Genomic DNA, 18718 nt, shown 5'->3' on the forward strand with positions numbered 1-18718 from the left:
AGCATGACCATCCACCCCGCCAGTGTGGCCCACGAGTTCGCCGCCGCGTTCAACTCCCGCGACGCGCAGGCCGTCGACGCCGTCTACGAGCCCGGCGGCCTGTTCGTCCCCGAACCCGGCACCACCGTCACCGGCGCCGCGCGGCAGGCGGCCAACCAGCGGTTCCTCGGTCTCGGGCTGCCCATCGACGTGCGGCCGCGGCACGTCTACGCGCACGACGGCATCGCGTTGCTCATCGTCGACTGGACCATCGGCGACGTGCACGGCACCGCCACCGACGTCGCACGCGAAGGCGCGGACGGCCGGTGGCGGTACGTGATCGACAACCCCTTCGGCGTCAGTCAGGCGGTTCCATCGCACCGGTCATGATCGCCACCGCGTCCGACATCGACACCGACTTCGGGTCCACCACCGCCTTGCGGCGGCCCAGGCGCTGGATGTGGATGCGGTCGGCGACCTCGAACACGTGCGGCATGTTGTGGCTGATCAGGATCACCGGAAGGCCTCGGTCGCGGACCTGCAGGATCAGGTCCAGCACCGCGCGGGACTCCCGCACGCCCAGGGCCGCCGTCGGCTCGTCCATGATCACGACACGGCTGCCGAACGCCGCCGCCCGCGCGACCGCCACGGCCTGGCGCTGGCCGCCCGAGAGGGTCTCCACCGCCTGGCCGGGGTTCTGGATCGTCATGATCCCCAGCGCGTCGAGCTGGCGGCGCGCCTCCTCCCGCATGCCGGCGCGGTCGAGCATCCGGAACACCGAGCCGAGCACGCCCTTGCGGCGCAGCTCCCGGCCCAGGAACAGGTTCGCGGCGATGTCGAGCGACGGCGACACCGCCAGCGACTGGTGCACCGTCTCGATCCCCGCCTTGCGCGCGTCCAGGGGCGTGGAGAACGACACCGGCTCGCCGTCGAGCAGGACCTCGCCCTCGTCCGGCACCACCGCGCCCGACAGGGCCTTGATCAGCGACGACTTGCCCGCGCCGTTGTCGCCGATCACCGCGAGGATCTCGCCCGGCATCAGCTCCAGGTCCGAGCCCGCCAGCGCCGTCACCTTCCCGTACCGCTTGACCAGGCCCGTCGCCTGCAGGATCGGGGTGGTCATGCCTTCACCTTCCTGATCCACTGGTCCAGCGACACCGCCACGATGATCAGCACACCGACCGCCATCGTCTGCCACAGCACGTCCACGCCGGCCAGCGCGAGGCCGTTGCGGAACACGCCGACGATCAACGCGCCGATCAGCGACCCCACCACCGCGCCACGGCCGCCGAACAGCGACGTCCCGCCGATCACCACCGCCGTGATGGAGTCCAGGTTGTCGGTCTGCCCCGCCTGCGGGCTCGCCGAGGCGATCCGGCCGATCAGCGTCCACGCCGCCACCGCGTAGATCAGCCCCGCCGTCGCGTACACGCTCAGCAGCACCCTGGCCGTGCGGATGCCCGACAGGCGCGAGGCCTCCAGGTCGTCACCGGTGGAGTAGACGTGCCGGCCCCACGCGGTGTTCTTCAGCACGAACGCCATCGCCGCCACCAGCAGCACCAGCAGGATCGAGCCGTAGGTGATGCGGGTGCCGCCGACGGTGAACGTCTGACCCGTCCACAGCAGCAGCGACGGCATGTCCGAGCCGCGGATTGTGGCACTGCCCGAGTACCAGAGGTTCAACGCGAAGAACACGTTCAGCGTGCCCAGCGTGACGATGAACGGCGGCAGCTTCAGCCGCGTCACCAGCAGCCCGTTGAGCAGGCCGCACACCGTGCCCACCAGGAACCCCAGCAGCAGCGCGGGCAGTCCCGGCAGGCCGGTCTCCGACGCGACCTTCGCCATCACGATCGAGGTCAGCACCATGATCGCCCCGCACGACAGGTCGATGCCCGCCGTCAGGATCACGATCGTCTGCCCCACCGCGAGCGTGCCCACCACCGCGACCTGCTGCAGGATCAGCGAGATGTTGCCCGGCGTCAGGAACCGCTCCGACAGCAACGCGAACACCACGACCGACACCAGCAGCACCACCGCCGGCCCGATCGTCGCCTGCGCGTGCAACACGTGCTGCACGCGCGTCAGCAGCGAACGGTCCCGCTGCTCCACCACCGCCGTCATGGCTCAGCCCCAGCAGTTCTGCAGGCCGAACGCCGAGTCCTTCGACTCCACGCCCTCGGCCGGCTGGTCGGTGATGAGCGTGACGCCGGTGTCGGTGTTCTGCGGCTTGGAGCCGTCCTTCGCGAACTTCGCGACCGCCTCCACGCCCAGCTGCGCCATCTTGAGCGGGTACTGCTGCGAGGTCGCGCCGATCACGCCCGCCTTGACGTTGTCCACACCGGGGCAGCCGCCGTCGACCGAGACGATCACGACGTCCTTCTCCTTGCCCGCCGCCTTGAGCGCCTCGTAGGCGCCCGCCGCCGCGGGCTCGTTGATCGTGTAGACCAGGTTGATCCCGGGGTCCTTCTGCAGCAGGTTCTCCATCGCCGTGCGGCCGCCCTCCGGTGCGCCGTCGGTCACGTCGTGGCCCACGATCCGCGGATCGGACTCGTCACCGATGCGGGTCTTGTCCTTCACGTCGACGCCGAAGCCCTCCAGGAACCCCTGGTCGCGCTGCACGTCCACCGACACCTGGTTCGGGTTGAGGTCCAGCAGCGCGATCTTGGCCTGCTTGCCGTCCTTGGCGAACTTCGCCTTCGCCCACTGCCCGATCAGCAGACCGGCCTTGTAGTTGTCGGTCGCGAACGTCGCGTCGGCGGCGTCCGCCGGTTCCAGCTGCGTGTCCAGCGCGATCACCAGCAGACCCGCCGCACGGGCCTTGTCCACCGACGGCACGATCGCCTTCGAGTCGCTCGGCGTGATCAGGATGCCCTTCGCACCCGACGCGATGAGGTTCTCGATCGCGTCGACCTGCGACTGGTTGTCGCCGTCCTGCTTGCCCGCGAACGACTGCACCGTCGCCCCGGCCGAGGACGCCGCCTGCTGCGCGCCCTCCTTCATCTTCACGAAGAACGGGTTCGTGTCCGTCTTCGTCACCAGGCCCACCAGCGTCGACCCGCCGCCGGAGGACCCACCACCCCCGCACGCGGTGGCGAACACGAGCAACGCCGCTGCGCCGACAACCCCGACCGTTCTGCGCATGACAACTCCTACGTCAACGTTGACGTAACCGGCCCTCCGCTGACCCACCGCGAGCGACGGTGAAGCGGCTACGTTTTGATGTGAATCGGGTATACCCTCGCGTCATCGTTGACGCAAGGGTCGTAGGACGTGAGCGGAGCGGAACATGGACCAGGCCGGCGAGAGACGCGAACCCACGATGCGCGACGTCGCGGCGCTGGCCGGGGTCAGCATCAAGACCGTCTCCCGCGTCATCAACGGCCTGCCCGGCGCCGGCGCGGAGGTCACCGACCGCGTCCGCGCCGCCGCCCGCACCCTCGGCTACCGGCCCAACCTCACCGCCAGCAGCCTGCGCCGCGCCGACCGCCGCAGCGCCACCATCGGCGTGCTGTTCGAAGACCTCTCCAACCCCTTCGACGCCGCCCTGCTGCGCGCCGTCGAGGACCACGCCCGGCGCAGCGGCGTCCTCGTGCTCGCCGGCAGCACCGAGGACGACCACACCCTGCAACGCGAACTGCTCGTGTCGCTGTCCGCGCGCCGCGTCGACGGCGTCGTCGTCATGGCCGCCGGCGGCCACCAGGACGCGCTGCAGCACGAACGCGAACGCGGCACGCCGATGGTGCTCGTCGACCGGCCGCCCACCTTCGGCGGCACCGACTGCGTCACCACCACCAACCGCGACAGCTCCCGCGCCGCCGTGCTCAAGCTCGCCGCCCTGGGCCACCGCGACATCGCGTTCCTCGGCGACCGCCGCACCCTGTGGACCAGCCAGGAGCGCTACACCGGCTACCTCGAAGGCCTCGCCCAGGCCGGGCTCACCCTGCGCGAGCAGCTCGTGCGCACCGACCTGCACGGCGTCGCCGTCGCCGAGACCGCCACCGCCGAGCTGTTCGACCTCGACCGGCCGCCCACGGCGCTGTTCACCGCGCAGAACCTCGTCACCGTCGGCGCCATGCGCGTGCTGCGCGACCGCGACCTGCACCGGCGCGTCGCCGTCATCGGCTTCGACGACTTCCCGCTCGCCGACCTGCTCGACCCCGCCGTCACCGTCGTGCGCCAGGACGTCCCCGGCATCGGCCGCAAGGCCGCCGAGCTCATCCTCGCCCGCATCGACGGCGACACCTCACCGCCCGTGCACGCCGTCGTCCCCGCCTCGCTCGTGCCCCGCGGCTCCGGCGAGATCGCCGCGCTCAGCTGACCGACAGCACCGCGTCGACGACCTGCGGCCCCGACAGCAACACCTCGTCGTTGTGGTCCGCGCCGTCGATCTCCACGAGCCTGGCCCGCGCCGCCGTCGCCACCTCGCGGCTCTGCGCGGGCGGCACCACCGAGTCCCTCGTCCCCAGCAGCACCACCGTCGGGACGTCCACCGCAGACACCCTCTCCACCACCGGGTACTTGTCCCGCAACAGCATCTTCACCGGCAGCCACGGGTAGTGGTGCGACCCGGCCGCCGCCAGCGACGTGAACGGCGACCGCAGCACCATGCCCTTGGGGGCGCGGTAGGTCGCGAGCTCCGCGGCCACGGCCGCGCCCAGCGACTCGCCGAAGTAGACGACCGGCCCGTCGATCAGGTCCAGCGCCGCCCGCGCGTCGAAGGTCAGGCCCTCCTCCGACGGCGTGCCGGGGTTGCCGCCGTAGCCGCGGTAGTCGAACAGCAGCACCGACACCCCGCGCGACGTGAGCGCCCGCGCCAGCGACACCCGGCCCTCGCGGTTGCCGCCGTTGCCCGGGAACACCACCACCGTCACGGGCGCGTCGGGCAGCTCGAAGTGCCAGCCGTCGAGCAGCAGGCCGTCCGCCGTGACCAGCCGGACGTCACGCCCGCCGGGCAGCACCTCGTCCGCGCTCGGCAGCGGACCGGGGGAGGGGAAGTACACGAGCTTGCGCTGGAAGGTGAAGACCACGGCGACGATGGTGACAACCACCGCCAACGCGATCAACACCGCCCTCCGCATCAGCTCATCTCAGCAGCGTTCGCCCGTCGTGGCGACCGGCGACCCGGCCACCACGACGAGAGCGGCTGATCACCGCAAGGAGTGAACCTCTACGGCTCCGGTGCGAACGGCACCAGCACCACGGTGATGTTGTCGTGCCCGCCCGCGTCCAGCGCGACCTTCACGAACTCCTCCGGCCCGCACGGCAGCAGTGGCTGCAGGTCCTCGGGCTCCGGCCGGTAGTTGTGCAGCCCGTCCGAACACAGCAGGAACACCCCCGGCGAGGTCGGCTTCAGCGTCACGACCTGCGGCTCGACCCGTCCGGCGTCCGCGCCGATCCACCGCGACAGCACGTGCGCGCGGCGGTCCGTGCGCGCCTGCTCCTCGGTCAGCACACCCTCCGCGACCAGCTGCGCCGCCCACGTGTCGTCCGTCGTGAGCTGCTTGGAGCCCTCGTCCGACAGCCAGTAGGCCCGCGAGTCGCCGACCCAGCCGATCGTCACCGACGAACCCGTGACCAGCGCGGACACGAACGTGCACGACGGCGCGACACCCCGAGCACCCGGCTCCATGGGTTCGTTCTCCACCAGCTGCTCCACCGCGGAGCACGACGCGGCGACCGCGTCGACCATCGCCTGCTCGGCGTCCGCGGTGTCGATCAGCGCGTTGAGCAGCACGTCCACCGCGGCGTCGGCGGCGGCCTGCGAGGCCTGCTCCGCGCGTTCGGAGGAGGCCACACCGTCGCAGACCACGGCGGCGACACCCTTGCCCGCGACGTGACCGAACGCCATCGAGTCCTCGTTGCGCGCCCGCCGCTTGCCGCGGTCCGACACGCCCGACACCGCGCCCAGCGCGTACTCGACCCTGTCCCGCGCCGAGGGCTGGTGCCGGCCGCACTGCGTGCAGTAGTCCTCGTCGTCGATGTCGGGCGATCCGCACAGGATGCACGAGGCCTGCGCGGGACCGGTCGGTCCGCCCAGCGGCGTGCGGCGGACCAGCAGGTTGCGTCCGCACGCCTCGCAGAACCGGTCCTCCGCCGCGACGGGCGCGAAGCACTCCGGGCACTTCAGGGTGTCCATCAAACCAACGTCCTAGGCCTTACCGCGTTCGCGCGGTCCACCAATGCGATCCGTTCCTCCGGCGTGGCAGCGAACCGGGCCAGCGTGCGGTAGCGCCGCTCGAGACCCAGCCGAAGCTCGTGTTCGGAGAGTGCACAGTCCAGCACCCTGCCCTCGGCCGCTTGATTGCGGGTCACGTAGTCGTACGCGGCCTCCAGCACCTCCGCCGCCAGCTGCGTCTGCGAATGAACGTCGATGTCCAAGGCGTGCAACCGTTCCCCGGCCGCGACGAGGTCCTCCGCGCCGCAGTCGCCGAGCTGCGCGCGCACCGCCGCGATCTGCGCCGCCAAATGTTGTGAAGACGTGTCCGGAACCGACAGCAGCACCTCGACGGCCCGCGCCCGGTCACCGCACGCGAGCAGCACCCGCGCCAGCCCGAACGCCGCCGACACGTACGAGTGATCCGTGCGCCACACCAGCTCGTACCAGCCCGCCGCGGCCTGCAGATCCCCGACGGCCTCCGCGCACACGCCCAGCGCCAGCTTCGGGGCAGCCTCGCCCGGCACCGCCGAGCACACCGCGTCGAACGACCCCAGCGCGTCCTGCGGCCGCCTGTCGGCCAGCGCCGCCAGGCCCCGGTACCAGTCCGGGCGCCAGTCCTCCGCCGGGTCCAGCTCCGGCTCGTCGAACATCGACGGCGCCGTCAGCGACTCCAGCTCGCGCATCGCCGCCTCGGTGTCCCCGGACTCGATCAGCACGCGCACGATCCGCAGCCGCACCTCCACCGTGACCTCGGGCGCCTTGCGCAGCCCCGCCGGATCCGACGCCGTCGCCGTCGCCAGCCACGACGCCGCCGCGTCCGAGGTGTTCACCGTCGGCGCCGGCAGCGCCAGCGCCACCTCCGCCAGATCGAGCGCGCCCTCCACGCCGAAGCGGCGGCGTTCCGGCGTGAACTGCCGCGACGGGCCCGGCCGCGGCACGCCGTCCTCGATCGCCAGCACCTCGCGCAGCACCCCGGTGAGCTGCTCGGCCATGTCCTCCGCCGAGCAGAACCGCAGCTCCGGGTTCGGGTTCGTGGCGCGCAGCAGCAGCCGGTGGAACGAGGAGAACCGGCCCAGCAGCGGCTCCTCCTCCACTGTCGGCAGCCGGTCCTTGCCGCGGCCGCGGAAGTCGAACGGGAAGCTCATCACCGCCAGCGCGCGCCCGACCGTGTAGATGTCGGAGAACACCGACGGCCCGATCGTGCCGATCTCCGGCGCCTGGTAGCCGATCGTGCCGTAGATGGGGGAGTGGTGGTCGTCGATGCGCCGCACCGCGCCCAGGTCGATCAGCTTGAGCTGCTCCTCGGTGTGGATCATGTTGTCCGGCTTGAAATCGCAGTACAACAGCCCCACGCCGTGCAGGTAGCCGACCGCGGGCAGGATCTCCAGCACGTACGCGATGGCCTGCGCCAGCGGCAACGCCTCGTCGCCGCGGCCGTCGCGGCGCCGGCGCGTGATCATGTCCTTGATCGACTCGCCGCCGACGTACTCCATCACGATGTACTCGACGAGCTTGCCGCTCTCGCGGCTCTCGTGGCGGATGAAGTTGTGGATCTTCACGATGTTCGGGTGCTCGACCTCGGCCAGGAACCGGCGTTCCGCGAGCGCCGCCGCCATCGCGTCGGCGTCACCGGAGTCCAGCAGGCCCTTGAGCACCACCCACCGGTCGCTCACCGCGTGGTCGAGCGCCAGGTACAACCAGCCCAGGCCGCCGTGCGCCAGGCAGCCCAGCACCTCGTACTGGTCGTGCAGCACCTCGCCCGGCGCCAGCTTCGGCGTGAACGAGTACGCGTGCCCGCACTGCGGGCAGAAGCCCTCCACCCGGCCCGGCTTGCCGTCCTTGCGCCGGCCGACCTTCTTGCCGCACTTCGAGCAGAACCGCTTCGCCTCCGGAACCTCCGGGTTCTCCAGCACCGCGGTCTTCGGATCCCGGTACGGCACCCGCGGCACCTCGACCAGCCCGGCACCCAACCGGCCTCGGCTCATCGACCGGGCACTGCCGCGGCGCGCACGCCCCGAGTTCGACCGCGACGCCTCCTGCGACGCCGACCAGGGTGCCGTTCCCGGCGCCGTCGACGGCCCGGTCTCGGGCAGATCGAGCTCTTCACTCATCGGCGGACCCCTCCTAGTCCCGATAACGCGCGACAGGCGGCGCGGGTGCCGGGCCCAGCGGTGTCAGCCACCGCCCGTAGATCGCGCGCCACGTGCCGTCGGTGCGCATCCGCTCCAGCACGCCGTTGACGAACCGGACCAGGTCCTCCTGACCCTTGGGCACACCGACGCCGTAGGACTCGTCGGTGAACCGCGCCCCCACGACGTCGGTGTAGGGGTCCTGCGCCGCCAGCCCCGCCAGGATCGTGTCGTCGGTCGAGATCGCGTCGGTCTGGCCCTGCTGCAGCATCACCAGGCAGTCCGTCCAGTTCGGCACGCTCACGGTCGTCTTCGCCCGGTTCACCACGTTGCCCAGCGACGTCGACCCCGACGCCACGCACACGCGCTTGTCCGCGAGCCCCTCCACGCCGGTGATCCCGGAGTTGCGGCGCACCAGCACCCGCTGCCCGGCCTGGTAGTAGACCTGCGAGAAGTCCACGTCCTTGAGCCGGTCGCACGTGATGGTCATGGTGCGGACCACGACGTCGACCGCGCCGCTCTGCAGCATCGGGATGCGCTCGGCCGCCGTCACGACCTTGAACTGCACCTTCTTCTCGTCACCGAACACGGCCTTCGCGATCTGGCGCGCCACGTCGACGTCGAAGCCCTCGATCTCGCCGGTGAAGGAGTTGCGGAACCCCATCAGGAACGAGTTCTGGTCCACCCCGGCGATCAACCGGCCGCGCTGCGCGATCTTCGCCATCGTCGAGCCCTCGGGCATCTGACCCGCCTGCGGCAACGGCCCCGGACGCAGGCTCGCCGTCGCGTCGCACGACGGCGGCGCCCCCGCCGAGCTGCTCGGCGCCGCGGACACCGTGCTCGCGTTCGCCGGTTGCGGAGCCGGCGCGGAACGCGGCACCACCTGGCTCGGAGCCGGTCCCGCCGAACACGCACCGAGCAGCATCACCGCCGCCAGCGCCAGTCGCCTCATCGGTACTCCTTCAGGCGCTGCCACAGCCCCGCCGTCGATCCCGCCGCACTGACCAGCGCGAGCACCAGCACCCCGGCCACCGTGCCCGCCAGTGACGCCCGCGCCACCGCCACCTCGTCGCTGAACTCCTGCCGCGCCTCGCCGATCGCCCGCACCAGCGACTGGTCCAGCGAGTCGAAGAACGGGTTGCCGATCAACGCCACCGCGTCGTTGTACTGCCCCGCGTCGTCGGCCTCGCGGATGCGCTGGTGGACCTGCTGCCACTGCTGGAACTGCCGGCCCGCCTGATCGACGGCCTCGGTGTTCCCCAGCGCCTTGGCGCGGTCCAGCAGACCTTCGAGGCGTTTGGAGACCTCGACGAAGTTCTTCTCGTAGGACTGGCCCGCGCCGCGCGCGACCAGCGTCAGCGTCTCCTCGCCGCGGGCGGTCAGCGTCGCGATCCGCGCCTGCGCCAGCACGTCGACCTTCTCCGAGGCGGTGCGCGAGTCCGCCACGTCGTTCATGACCAGCACCGACACCGTCGTCACCCACAGCAACGACAGGGTGGCGGCGCCGGTCGCCACCAGCAGGCCGACGTTGAGCAGCCGGTTCGTCTTGCGGGTCAGGTACCGCTGGATCAGCACCAGCCCGATCACGAACGCCAGCGCCACCAGCACCGGCACGACCGGGAAGTTCGCCTCGTCCTGCGCGCGGGCCACCCGGTCGGTCTCCGCCCGGTACAGCTCCTGCGCCGCCGGCAGCAGCTGCGTGCGCATCAGCCCCGACGCCTCACGCAGGTACGCCGCGCCCACCGGGAAGCCCTGCCGGTTGTTCGAGCGCGCCGTCTCGATCAGCCCCGTGTAGACCGGCAGCTGCGCCGCGAGCGTCGCGGTGAGATCGGGGGAGGAGGCCGTCGCGACCGACAGCGCCGCCTGCGCCTGCGCGATGTCCGCCTCGTAGCGTTCACGCAGCTGGACGGGCTCCAGGCCGCCGGACAGGAACGCGCTGGCCGCTGTCGCGTCCGCGTCCTGCAACGCCCGGTAGACCTCCTGCGCCGCGTGCGCCAGGGGCTCCGAGCGCGTCGCCAGGTCCTCCAGTGCCCGCTCCTGGCGGTTCACGCTCCACGTCGCCAGCCAGCCGCTCGCCAGGCTCGCCACGACCAGCACCACCACGATCAGGCTCAGCCGCCCAGGGGTCGACCGCGCCAGGCCGGTGAACCGGCGCACCAGCGCCTGCCGGGGCTGCGAGTCGATCACCACGAGCGGGCCTCCCAGCGGTGAAGTTGATCGGCGTGGCGTAACTGTAGGCACCTCGATGGCACCGCGTGGGAATTAACGACGCATCCCGGCAGGTGTCACTCAGGAGTTACAGCGCGCGCGACCCGATCAGCCGCTCGACCCCGTCCAGGATCATCTCCAGCCCGAACTCGAACGAGTGCTCCGGGCTGAACGCGCTCTGGTGCGCCTCCCCGACGGCGCCGCCCACCCGTGCCGCCACCGGGTAGCGGGCCGGGTCGAACACGGTCATCAGGACCGGTGCGGCCGCGTCCCACCACTGCTGGTCGGTCAGCCCGGTCTCCTTCTCGGTGACCGCGGCCGCCGTCAGCCCCCGCGCCGAGTTCTGCACGTGCCCGAGCACCAGCTCGAGCACCGAGTCCATCTCGACGTCCGACAGGCCGATGCCGTCCAGCCCGCTCAGCTCGAAGTCGTACTTCGCCGCCACCTGCGGGCCCAGCACCGTGCGCGACGGCGCCACCTGCAGCAACCACGGATGCCGCCGGTACAGCGCCAGGTTCTCCCGCGCCACGTAGATGAGGTGCGCGCGCCAGCCCGCGGCCGGCTCCCGCCCCGTCGCGGCCTGCACCGTGTCGACCATGACGTCGATCAGCTCGCCCTTGCCCGGCACGTAGGTGTAGAGCGACATCGTCCCCACGCCCAGCGACTCGGCCACCCGCCGCATCGACAGCGCCTTGAGCCCGTCGGCGTCGGCCAGCGCGATGCCCGCCTGCACGATGCGGTCCACGCTCAGGTCCGGCTTGCCCTTGCGCGACACGCGCTCCTGGGTGCGCCACAGCAACGCCAGCGTCCGCGCCGGGTCACCGCTGCCCGTGTGTTCGATCACGAGCCCGACACTACCGTACCGTATGGTGTACGGTACATAGTATGTTCGTGCCTGCCGACCCGCCCAGATTCGGCCAGCTCCACGGAAAGCCCCTGCTCGAAGCCCTACCCGAGGTGCTGCGTGGCGACGGTTACTGGTCGGTGGCCGCCGCGACCGCGCTCACCCTCGTCGCCCGCGGCCGGATCGTGCCCGGCGTGACGGACGGCGGCCACGACACCTGGCGCGCCGGACCGCTCGACCACGCCGACGAGCTGCACCTGCGCCAGCTCGCCGCCCACGGCGACTACGACCTGCTCCGCCAGTTCCTCGACGCCGTCGCCGACACGCTGCCCCGCACCGGCACCGGACCGTTCGCCGGCACCGACGCCTGCGACGTCTCCGCGCTCAAGACGTGGGCCGACGAGCAGATCACCCTCTCCCTGCGCATCGAGACCACCGACGACATGCGGTTCCGGGCCGTCGTGCAGGTCCGCGCCGTCACCGACCCCTACCCGCGCGACGTGCGCGGCTCCGGCCGTGAGCTCGACGCCATCCGGGCGATGGCCCGCATCGACTGGCCGCCGCTGCAACGCCTGCTCGACCAGGCCGACCTCACCGACGACGAGGTCGGCGAACTGCTCGGCACCGGCATCGAGGTCCACTGGCCGCGCCAGTTCGCCACGAACCTGTCCGCGAAGGCCGTCATCGGCGAACCCAGCGGGCCGCTGCACGCGGGCGACCTGCTCTCGTTCGACTGGCGCATCGCGCTCGGCGACTCCGAGCTCACCGACGCCGAGATGGACCTCGTCGCCGAGGCCTCCCGGCCGATCGTGAAGCTGCGCGACCAGTGGGTGCTGATCGACCCGAAGCTGCGCCGCAAGGCCCGGCAGCGACTCGAACCCATCACCGCGGCCCAGGCCGTCACCGCCGCCCTCACCGGCGTGGCGGTCATCGGCGGCGAGCACGTCGAGGTCGCACCGCACAGCCTCGCCACCGCCATCACGACCGTCCCGCAGTTCCCGCAGCCCGCCGCGTTGCGGGCACGACTGCGCGACTACCAGCTGCACGGACTGCGCTGGCTCGCCCACATGACCGGCCTCGGACTCGGCGCCTGCCTCGCCGACGACATGGGCCTGGGCAAGACCATCACGCTCATCGCCCTGCACCTGCACCGCCGCCACGACCAGCCCACGCTCGTCGTCTGCCCGGCCTCGCTGCTGGGCAACTGGGAACGCGAGATCCACCGCTTCGCACCCGGCACACCCGTCACCCGCTACCACGGTCCACACCGGACCCTCGCCTCCGAAGGCGTCGTGCTCACCACCTACGGCACCATGCGCCTGGACGCCGAGGCGCTGCGCGCACACCCGTGGGGCATGGTCGTCGCCGACGAGGCCCAGCACGTCAAGAACCCGCACTCCGGCACCGCCAAGGCGTTGCGCTCGATCCCCGCCGCCGCCCGCGTCGCGCTGTCGGGCACACCGGTCGAGAACTCGCTGTCGGAGCTGTGGTCCATCCTGGACTGGACGACACCCGGCCTGCTCGGCACGCACCGCGCGTTCCGCACCCGCTGGCCCGCACCCGACGACACGCTCGCCAAGGTCGTGCGGCCGTTCCTGCTGCGCCGCCGCAAGTCCGACCCCGGCGTCGCCCCCGAACTGCCCGCCAAGACCGAGACCGACCGCTACGTCTCGCTCAGCGTCGAGCAGGCGGCGTTGTACGAGGCGCTCACCAGGGAGACCCTCGAGCAGATCGCGTCCAGCGACGGCATGGCCCGGCGCGGCCTCGTGCTCAAGCTGCTGACCGGGCTCAAGCAGATCTGCAACCACCCGTCGCACTACCTCGGCCACCCGACGCTGCAGGGCACGTCCGGCAAGCTCGACCTGCTCGACGAACTGCTCGCGACGATCGTCGCCGAGGACGGCTCGGCGCTGATCTTCACCCAGTACGTCGGCATGGCCCGGCTGCTCGAACAGCACATCACGCAGCCCACGCGGTTCCTGCACGGAGGAACCCCGGTGCCGCAGCGCGAGCGGATGGTCGAGGACTTCCAGAACGGCCGCGCACCCGTGTTCCTGCTCTCGCTCAAAGCCGCCGGCACCGGCCTCAACCTCACCCGCGCCGACCACGTCATCCACTTCGACCGCTGGTGGAACCCCGCCGTCGAGGACCAGGCCACCGACCGCGCCTACCGCATCGGCCAGACCAGGCCCGTCCAGGTGCACAAGCTCGTCACCGAGGGCACCGTCGAGGAACGCATCGCCGCGCTCCTGCAGGACAAGCGCGACCTCGCCGACGCCGTCCTGCACGGGGGAGCGGCCGCGTTCACCGAACTCACCGACGCCGAACTGGCCGAACTCGTCCAGCTGAGGAGCGAACAGTGACCGCACGCGGATTCGCCGCGTTCCCCAAGGTGACGCGCCGCGTCGCCGGCACCTGGTGGGGCAAGGCCTGGGTGAAGGCGTTGTCGGACACCGCTCTCGACACCGGCCTGGTCCGCCTGGGCCGCCGCTACGCCCACGCCGGCGTCGTCGGCCCGATCACCGTTAGCCCCGGCCGCCTGCACGCCCAGGTCCACGACGACGACACCGTCCACAGCACCACCGTCAGCCTGCCGGTGCTCTCCGAGGTCCAATGGGGACGGTTCCTCGACCGCGTCGCCGAACACGCGGGCCACATCGCCGCCCTGCTGGACAACGACATGCCGCGCGACCTCGTCCTCGCCGCCGAAGAGTCCGGAGTGGACCTGCTGCCCGGCATCGGCGACCTCGAACCCGACTGCGACTGCGACGGCTGGGAACTGCCGTGCCGCCACGCCGCCGCCCTCGCCCTGCAGGTCGGCTGGCTGCTCGACGCCGACCCGTTCGTCCTGCTGCTGCTCAGGGGAAAACCGGAACAGGAACTCCTCGACGCCCTGCGCCAGCGCGTCGCCGGGCCCGTCGGAACCAGAACACCTGTGGTGGTTTCCGCCGAACCAGCAGGTCAGATGCCCCCTCGGCCCGCACTGCCGACCACCACACCTGTGGTGCTCGCGGTCGAACCGCCACCCGGTTTCGAGGCCGCGGACATCGTGGCACTGATGGAGATCGCCGCAACCCGCGCACGCGCACTGCTGCGTTCGGGCACTCTCGAACAATGATCACCGAGAAGCAGAAGATGATGACCGGCGAGCTCTACAAGGACTCCGACCCCGAGCTCGTCGCGGAACGCCAGGCCGCCCAGCGGCTCGTGGACGAGTTCAACGCCACCCGCTCCAGCGAGGTCGTCAAGAAGCTCTTCGGCTCCCTCGGCGAGGGCTCCTGGGTCATGCCGCGGTTCCAGTGCGACTACGGCTACCAGATCCACATGGGCTCCAACAGCTTCCTCAACTACGACGCCATCCTCATGGACTGCGCCACCATCACCATCGGCGACGACGTCTCCATCGGTCCGCGGGCCCAGCTGCTCACCGCTCTGCACCCGATCGAGGACCACGAGGCCCGCCGTCAGCGCTTCGAGTCCGCCGCGCCCATCACCATCGGGAACAACGTGTGGCTCGGCGGCGGCGTCATCGTCTGCGCCGGCGTCACCATCGGCGACAACGCGGTCATCGGAGCCGGTAGCGTCGTCACGCGCGACATCCCGCCGCGCGTTCTGGCCGTCGGCAATCCCTGCAAGGTGATCCGTGAGCTGTGACGAACGTCTTCTGGAACCGCTGGTCCTGCTGGGACTGACGGTCGTGGCCCTGGTCGCGTCGGGCATCGGCCCGCACGACCGCGCCACCTGGTACCTCGAAGTGGCCCCCGTCGTCATCGGCGGGGTGCTGCTGGTGGCCACCTACCGGCGGTTCCGCCTCACCCCGCTGCTGTACCGGCTGATCTTCCTGCACGCGCTGGTGCTGGTCCTGGGCGGCCACTACACCTACGCGCGCGTGCCGGCGGGGTTCTGGGTGCAGGACTGGTTCGACCTCGCGCGCAACCACTACGACCGCTTCGCCCACTTCGTGCAGGGGTTCGTGCCGGCCGTGCTCGCCCGCGAGATCCTGCTGCGCCGGACCCCGCTGCGGCCGGGCGGGTGGCTGTTCTTCCTCGTCGTCTGCGTCTGCCTGGCCTTCAGCGCGACCTACGAACTGGGCGAGTGGCTGGCGGCCGTGGTCGCGGGCTCCGGCGCGGACGAGTTCCTCGGCACCCAGGGCGACGTCTGGGACACCCAGTGGGACATGTTCATGGCGCTGCTCGGGGCGCTGGCCGCACAGCTGGCGCTGGGGCGGGTGCACGACCGGGAGCTCGCGCGCGGTGTCTGAAAAGGCCATCGCTCACGTCGACGCCCTGTCGACCGGTGGACCCCTGCCGCGGGACCTGCGCGTCACGCTCAACTTCCACCCCGGCCGCGGCGTCCTCGATGCCCTCGTCCGCGACGGCGTCTACCGCTCCCAGTTCGAGACCGGCACCAGCAACGGCGGCCTCACCGCCCATCCGGGCGGTGCACGCTGGGAGTGGGAGAGCCGCCTGTTCGGCGGGGCCTACGACCACGCGGATCCCGCCGACCGTCCGAAGTACGGGGCGCTCAACCACCGCAGGCTCCCGCACGGCGGCGCGCCCAGGTTCGGCTCCGCACACCTGCGCCTCACCGAAGCGGTGCTCGACCGCACGACGTTCTGCTACCCCGACAGCGTCTTCGACCCCGTCGACTTCGGCACCGCGCGGCACTTCGCCCTGATCGAGCTCGCCGACGCCGACTCCCGCGACCCCCTCGACAACTACGTCGAGGCCCACGTCCACGGTCCCGTCACGCTCGACGACGTCGAGGCCGTCGTCCTGGACCCGAGCTTCCCCGACGTCGACCTGCCGTGCGCGGTCGAACGGCACCCCGGGTTCCGGCTGTCCACACAGGACCTGCTGCGCCACGCCGGTTACCGCACACCCGAGTCGGTCGCGTTGGGACTCGCGATAGCGCGGGACGGCCACCTCGACCCGCACGTCCTGGAGAACGCCGAAGCGCCACCGCAGGTGCTCAAACACCTGTGGCACCACCTCGCGCGCTTCGGGATCAGCTGTCCTGGACCGCGTTGACGGCGTAACGGCGAGCGAGGCGACGGCAGGCCTGGACGAGTTCTGGCGGGTGCAGGTCGCTGAGGTCGGTGTCGAAGGTGGCGAGGATTCCAGCGATGCCCGCCCAGGACCAGGCGCCGAGGGTGAGACGGCAGTGGCCGGCGTCCAGGTGTTCGACGACGGAGCCGCCGGGCGCCCAGCGGGCCACGACGTGCGCGGGCAGGTCGAGGCGGGCGCTGCCGGTGCACTGCCAGGCCGCGGGGGTGTCGCCGCGGTCGTGGCTGCTCATGACGAAGTGCGCGACGTCCTCACCAGGGAGCCGGCGGGGCGCGAAGGCGCGGGTGGTGTGCCGCGGGTGCAGCCGGTCCACCCGATGTACCCGCCAGTGCTGGTCGTCGAGGTCGTAGGCGACGAGGTACCACCGTCCCGCCCACACCACGAGATGGTGCGGCTCGAGCCGGCGAGCCGCCGCGAAGTCCGCTTCGCCGGGGGCGGCGCGCGTCCCGTCGGGGCGCAGGACCTCGGTGACGAGAACGCGGCGCAGACGCACGCTGTGGCCGACGGTGGTGAGCGTGGCGGTGTCGATCGGCGGTGCGGGGAACTCCCAGTAGTTGCGCAGACTGGTCAGGCGCAGGGACTCCATGGCGGCGCGGAGCGTGTCGGGCATGGCCTGCTGCAGGGTGGCCAGGGCTCTGGCGGTGTCGTCCTGCAGGCCGAACACGGAGCTGGGCGCGGTCTGCAGCGCGATGGCGATCGCGAGTGCCTGGTCGTGGTCGAACAGCAGGGGCGGCAGGGCGTGACCGGTGCCGAGCCGGTAACCGCCGTCCGGGCCGCGGACGGTCACGACCGGGTATCCGAGGTCGCGCAAGGTGTCCAGGTCACGGCGCACGGTGCGTTCGCTGACCGCGAGGCGGGCGGAGAGATCCCGCAGCCGCCACGTCCGGCGCGAGCCGAGCAGGGACAGCACTTGCAGTGCCCGGTGTGACGTGCTTGCCATCTCGTCATCGTCCCAGCAGTACTGGCCATCCGGTGTCCACCACTGCTGGCACCGTCCGCGTCGGCAGTCAAGGGTCGTTGAACGGCGGAAGGCAGTTGAGCATGCGCGTTGTCGTGGTAGGAGGAGGGATCGGTGGACTCGCTCTGGGGGCGGGGCTGCGCCGCAGTGGTCACGAGGTGGTGGTGTTCGACCGGGACACCGACGTCGCCGCGACCGGCGGCTACCACATCACCCTCGACGAGCGGGCACAGTCGGCGCTGCGGCGGTTGGTGGCTCCGGAGGTCGTGCGCCGGTTGCTGGCTTCGGGCTCGGCGCTGCGCCTGCGGGACCGCGACCTGTTCTGGGACTACCGCGGCCGCGTGCTCGGACACGGCCTGGACCTGTCCGGCAGCGCGAGCATCGACGTCGACCGCATCACGCTGCGCACGCTGCTGGCGGAGGCCGTCGGCGCGGACCTCCACCTCGGACGGGCCGTGTCGGGCGTCGGCGTCGACGACCGCGGCATGCCGCGGGTCCTGTTCGCCGACGCCCCGCCGGTCACCGCAGACCTGGTGGTCGGCGCCGACGGAACCCACTCGGTCGTGGCGCGCCACCTGGCGGCAGGCCCGACCAACCGCCCGGCCGGCATCATCGGCTTCTCCGGCCGCACCTCGCGGGCCGACCTCACCGCCGCCGAGCAGCACCGGCTGGGAACACGCTCGTCCATGGCGATCGGCCCGCGGGGCGCCGCCCTGTACGTCGGGTTCCTCGACCCGGTCGGCAACGCCGCGCTCGACGCCCCCGAGCTGAGCGCGTCCATCACCACCGGCCCGACCTACATCTGGGGAGCGATGTTCCCCGAGTCCGCCCGGACCGACTTCCTGCGGGACCTGCACGGCACCGCGCTGCGAACCGCGCTGCTCGACCGGTTCCGGGACCACAGGTGGGCCGGCCACACCCTGGAGGTCATCGCGCGCACCGATCCCGGCAGCGTCGCCGCGTTCCGGTTCAACGCCGCGTCGACCCGAGCCGCCGACCTCGCACCCTGGGCCGCGGGCCGCATCACCGCGCTCGGCGACGCCGTGCACGCCACGCCACCCACCGCGGGCATGGGCGCCGGCGCGGCCATCCAGGACGCCGCCGACCTGCTCGCCCAGCTCGACACCGTCCCCGACGGCGGCGCCACCGTCACCGACGCGATCGGCCGCTACGAAGCGCAGATGCGCCGGCGCGGCGGGGAGGTCCTCTCCGCCGCAATGAGCACCGTCCGGCTGATCCTGGCCACCAACACCCCCCTCGGCGCCCTGGCCACCGCCGCGCTCTGCCCGGTCGTGGCCGCGGCCACCCGGCTTCGACGCCCACCCTCTCGTCCTGTCCGCGCGATGTCCGTCAGCGGACCGGACGCAACCCCGTGAA

The 18718-nt window shown here is 71.7% G+C and carries 18 protein-coding genes; 8 read left to right on the plus strand and 10 right to left on the minus strand.

Annotated features, from left to right (window positions below; all coding sequences use genetic code 11):
* Window positions 1-3: 3 nt before the first annotated feature.
* Entirely contained in the window at window positions 4-369 is a 366-nt protein-coding gene (locus ORI60_RS18080; protein ID WP_266038613.1) for a YybH family protein, read from the plus strand.
* Here the strand turns inward: ORI60_RS18080 and ORI60_RS18085 are convergent.
* From ORI60_RS18085 to ORI60_RS18095, 3 genes are read right to left on the minus strand one after another with little or no spacing between them, the layout of a single operon-like run.
* The gene (locus tag ORI60_RS18085; protein WP_266038615.1) at window positions 338-1102 is read right to left on the minus strand and encodes an ATP-binding cassette domain-containing protein; all 765 of its coding nucleotides are present in this window, start codon (window positions 1100-1102) and stop codon (window positions 338-340) included. The two genes, ORI60_RS18080 and ORI60_RS18085, sit on opposite strands and share 32 nt — an antisense overlap.
* Window positions 1099-2100 carry an ABC transporter permease gene (locus ORI60_RS18090; RefSeq protein WP_266038616.1) on the minus strand — a complete coding sequence of 334 codons (1002 nt, stop codon included), beginning with the start codon at window positions 2098-2100 and terminating at the stop codon, window positions 1099-1101. The genes ORI60_RS18085 and ORI60_RS18090 overlap by 4 nt, the downstream gene beginning before the upstream one ends.
* Before the next feature lie 3 nt (window positions 2101-2103).
* Window positions 2104-3120, minus strand: coding sequence for a substrate-binding domain-containing protein (locus ORI60_RS18095; RefSeq protein ID WP_266038618.1), 1017 nt, complete (start codon window positions 3118-3120; stop codon window positions 2104-2106).
* 145 nt (window positions 3121-3265) lie between these two features.
* Here ORI60_RS18095 and ORI60_RS18100 point away from each other — a divergent pair, with 145 nt between their 5' ends.
* A complete protein-coding gene (locus tag ORI60_RS18100) occupies window positions 3266-4297 on the plus strand; it encodes a LacI family DNA-binding transcriptional regulator (protein ID WP_266038619.1) in 1032 nt (343 codons plus the stop codon).
* Here ORI60_RS18100 and ORI60_RS18105 read toward each other — a convergent pair.
* The 6 genes from ORI60_RS18105 to ORI60_RS18130 form a co-directional block, all read right to left on the minus strand.
* Window positions 4290-5057, minus strand: coding sequence for an alpha/beta hydrolase (locus tag ORI60_RS18105; RefSeq protein ID WP_266038620.1), 768 nt, complete (start codon window positions 5055-5057; stop codon window positions 4290-4292). The two genes, ORI60_RS18100 and ORI60_RS18105, sit on opposite strands and share 8 nt — an antisense overlap.
* 89 nt (window positions 5058-5146) lie before the next feature.
* Window positions 5147-6115: a PP2C family serine/threonine-protein phosphatase gene (locus ORI60_RS18110; protein WP_266038621.1), complete on the minus strand. Its 969-nt coding sequence runs from the start codon at window positions 6113-6115 to the stop codon at window positions 5147-5149.
* A complete protein-coding gene (locus ORI60_RS18115; protein ID WP_266038622.1) occupies window positions 6115-8247 on the minus strand; it encodes a serine/threonine-protein kinase in 2133 nt (710 codons plus the stop codon). Before ORI60_RS18115 ends, ORI60_RS18110 begins: the two co-directional genes overlap by 1 nt.
* A gap of 13 nt (window positions 8248-8260) precedes the next feature.
* Window positions 8261-9217 (minus strand): glutamate ABC transporter substrate-binding protein, encoded by a 957-nt coding sequence (locus tag ORI60_RS18120; protein ID WP_266038623.1) that lies wholly within the window; start codon window positions 9215-9217, stop codon window positions 8261-8263.
* Complete coding sequence (locus tag ORI60_RS18125) at window positions 9214-10455, minus strand: hypothetical protein (RefSeq protein WP_266038624.1); 1242 nt, start codon at window positions 10453-10455, stop codon at window positions 9214-9216. Before ORI60_RS18125 ends, ORI60_RS18120 begins: the two co-directional genes overlap by 4 nt.
* 106 nt (window positions 10456-10561) lie before the next feature.
* Entirely contained in the window at window positions 10562-11317 is a 756-nt protein-coding gene (locus tag ORI60_RS18130; protein WP_266038625.1) for a TetR/AcrR family transcriptional regulator, read from the minus strand.
* A 41-nt stretch (window positions 11318-11358) separates the two neighbouring features.
* On the opposite strand from ORI60_RS18130, the gene ORI60_RS18135 reads away from it, so the two are divergent.
* From ORI60_RS18135 to ORI60_RS18155, 5 genes are read left to right on the plus strand one after another with little or no spacing between them, the layout of a single operon-like run.
* Window positions 11359-13680: a DEAD/DEAH box helicase gene (locus ORI60_RS18135; RefSeq protein WP_266038626.1), complete on the plus strand. Its 2322-nt coding sequence runs from the start codon at window positions 11359-11361 to the stop codon at window positions 13678-13680.
* Complete coding sequence (locus tag ORI60_RS18140; RefSeq protein WP_266038628.1) at window positions 13677-14435, plus strand: SWIM zinc finger family protein; 759 nt, start codon at window positions 13677-13679, stop codon at window positions 14433-14435. The genes ORI60_RS18135 and ORI60_RS18140 overlap by 4 nt, the downstream gene beginning before the upstream one ends.
* Window positions 14432-14971: a sugar O-acetyltransferase gene (locus ORI60_RS18145; protein ID WP_266038630.1), complete on the plus strand. Its 540-nt coding sequence runs from the start codon at window positions 14432-14434 to the stop codon at window positions 14969-14971. Before ORI60_RS18140 ends, ORI60_RS18145 begins: the two co-directional genes overlap by 4 nt.
* Entirely contained in the window at window positions 14961-15578 is a 618-nt protein-coding gene (locus ORI60_RS18150) for a DUF2238 domain-containing protein (protein ID WP_266038631.1), read from the plus strand. The genes ORI60_RS18145 and ORI60_RS18150 overlap by 11 nt, the downstream gene beginning before the upstream one ends.
* Window positions 15571-16347 carry a DUF3626 domain-containing protein gene (locus ORI60_RS18155; RefSeq protein ID WP_266038633.1) on the plus strand — a complete coding sequence of 259 codons (777 nt, stop codon included), beginning with the start codon at window positions 15571-15573 and terminating at the stop codon, window positions 16345-16347. The genes ORI60_RS18150 and ORI60_RS18155 overlap by 8 nt, the downstream gene beginning before the upstream one ends.
* Here the strand turns inward: ORI60_RS18155 and ORI60_RS18160 are convergent.
* Window positions 16325-17323, minus strand: coding sequence for a helix-turn-helix transcriptional regulator (locus ORI60_RS18160; RefSeq protein WP_266038634.1), 999 nt, complete (start codon window positions 17321-17323; stop codon window positions 16325-16327). The two genes, ORI60_RS18155 and ORI60_RS18160, sit on opposite strands and share 23 nt — an antisense overlap.
* A 101-nt stretch (window positions 17324-17424) precedes the next feature.
* Here ORI60_RS18160 and ORI60_RS18165 point away from each other — a divergent pair, with 101 nt between their 5' ends.
* Window positions 17425-18717: an FAD-dependent oxidoreductase gene (locus ORI60_RS18165; protein WP_266038635.1), complete on the plus strand. Its 1293-nt coding sequence runs from the start codon at window positions 17425-17427 to the stop codon at window positions 18715-18717.
* Window position 18718: the final 1 nt, after the last annotated feature.

This window comes from Lentzea sp. NEAU-D7 (genome assembly GCF_026242055.1).
Taxonomy (GTDB): domain Bacteria; phylum Actinomycetota; class Actinomycetes; order Mycobacteriales; family Pseudonocardiaceae; genus Lentzea.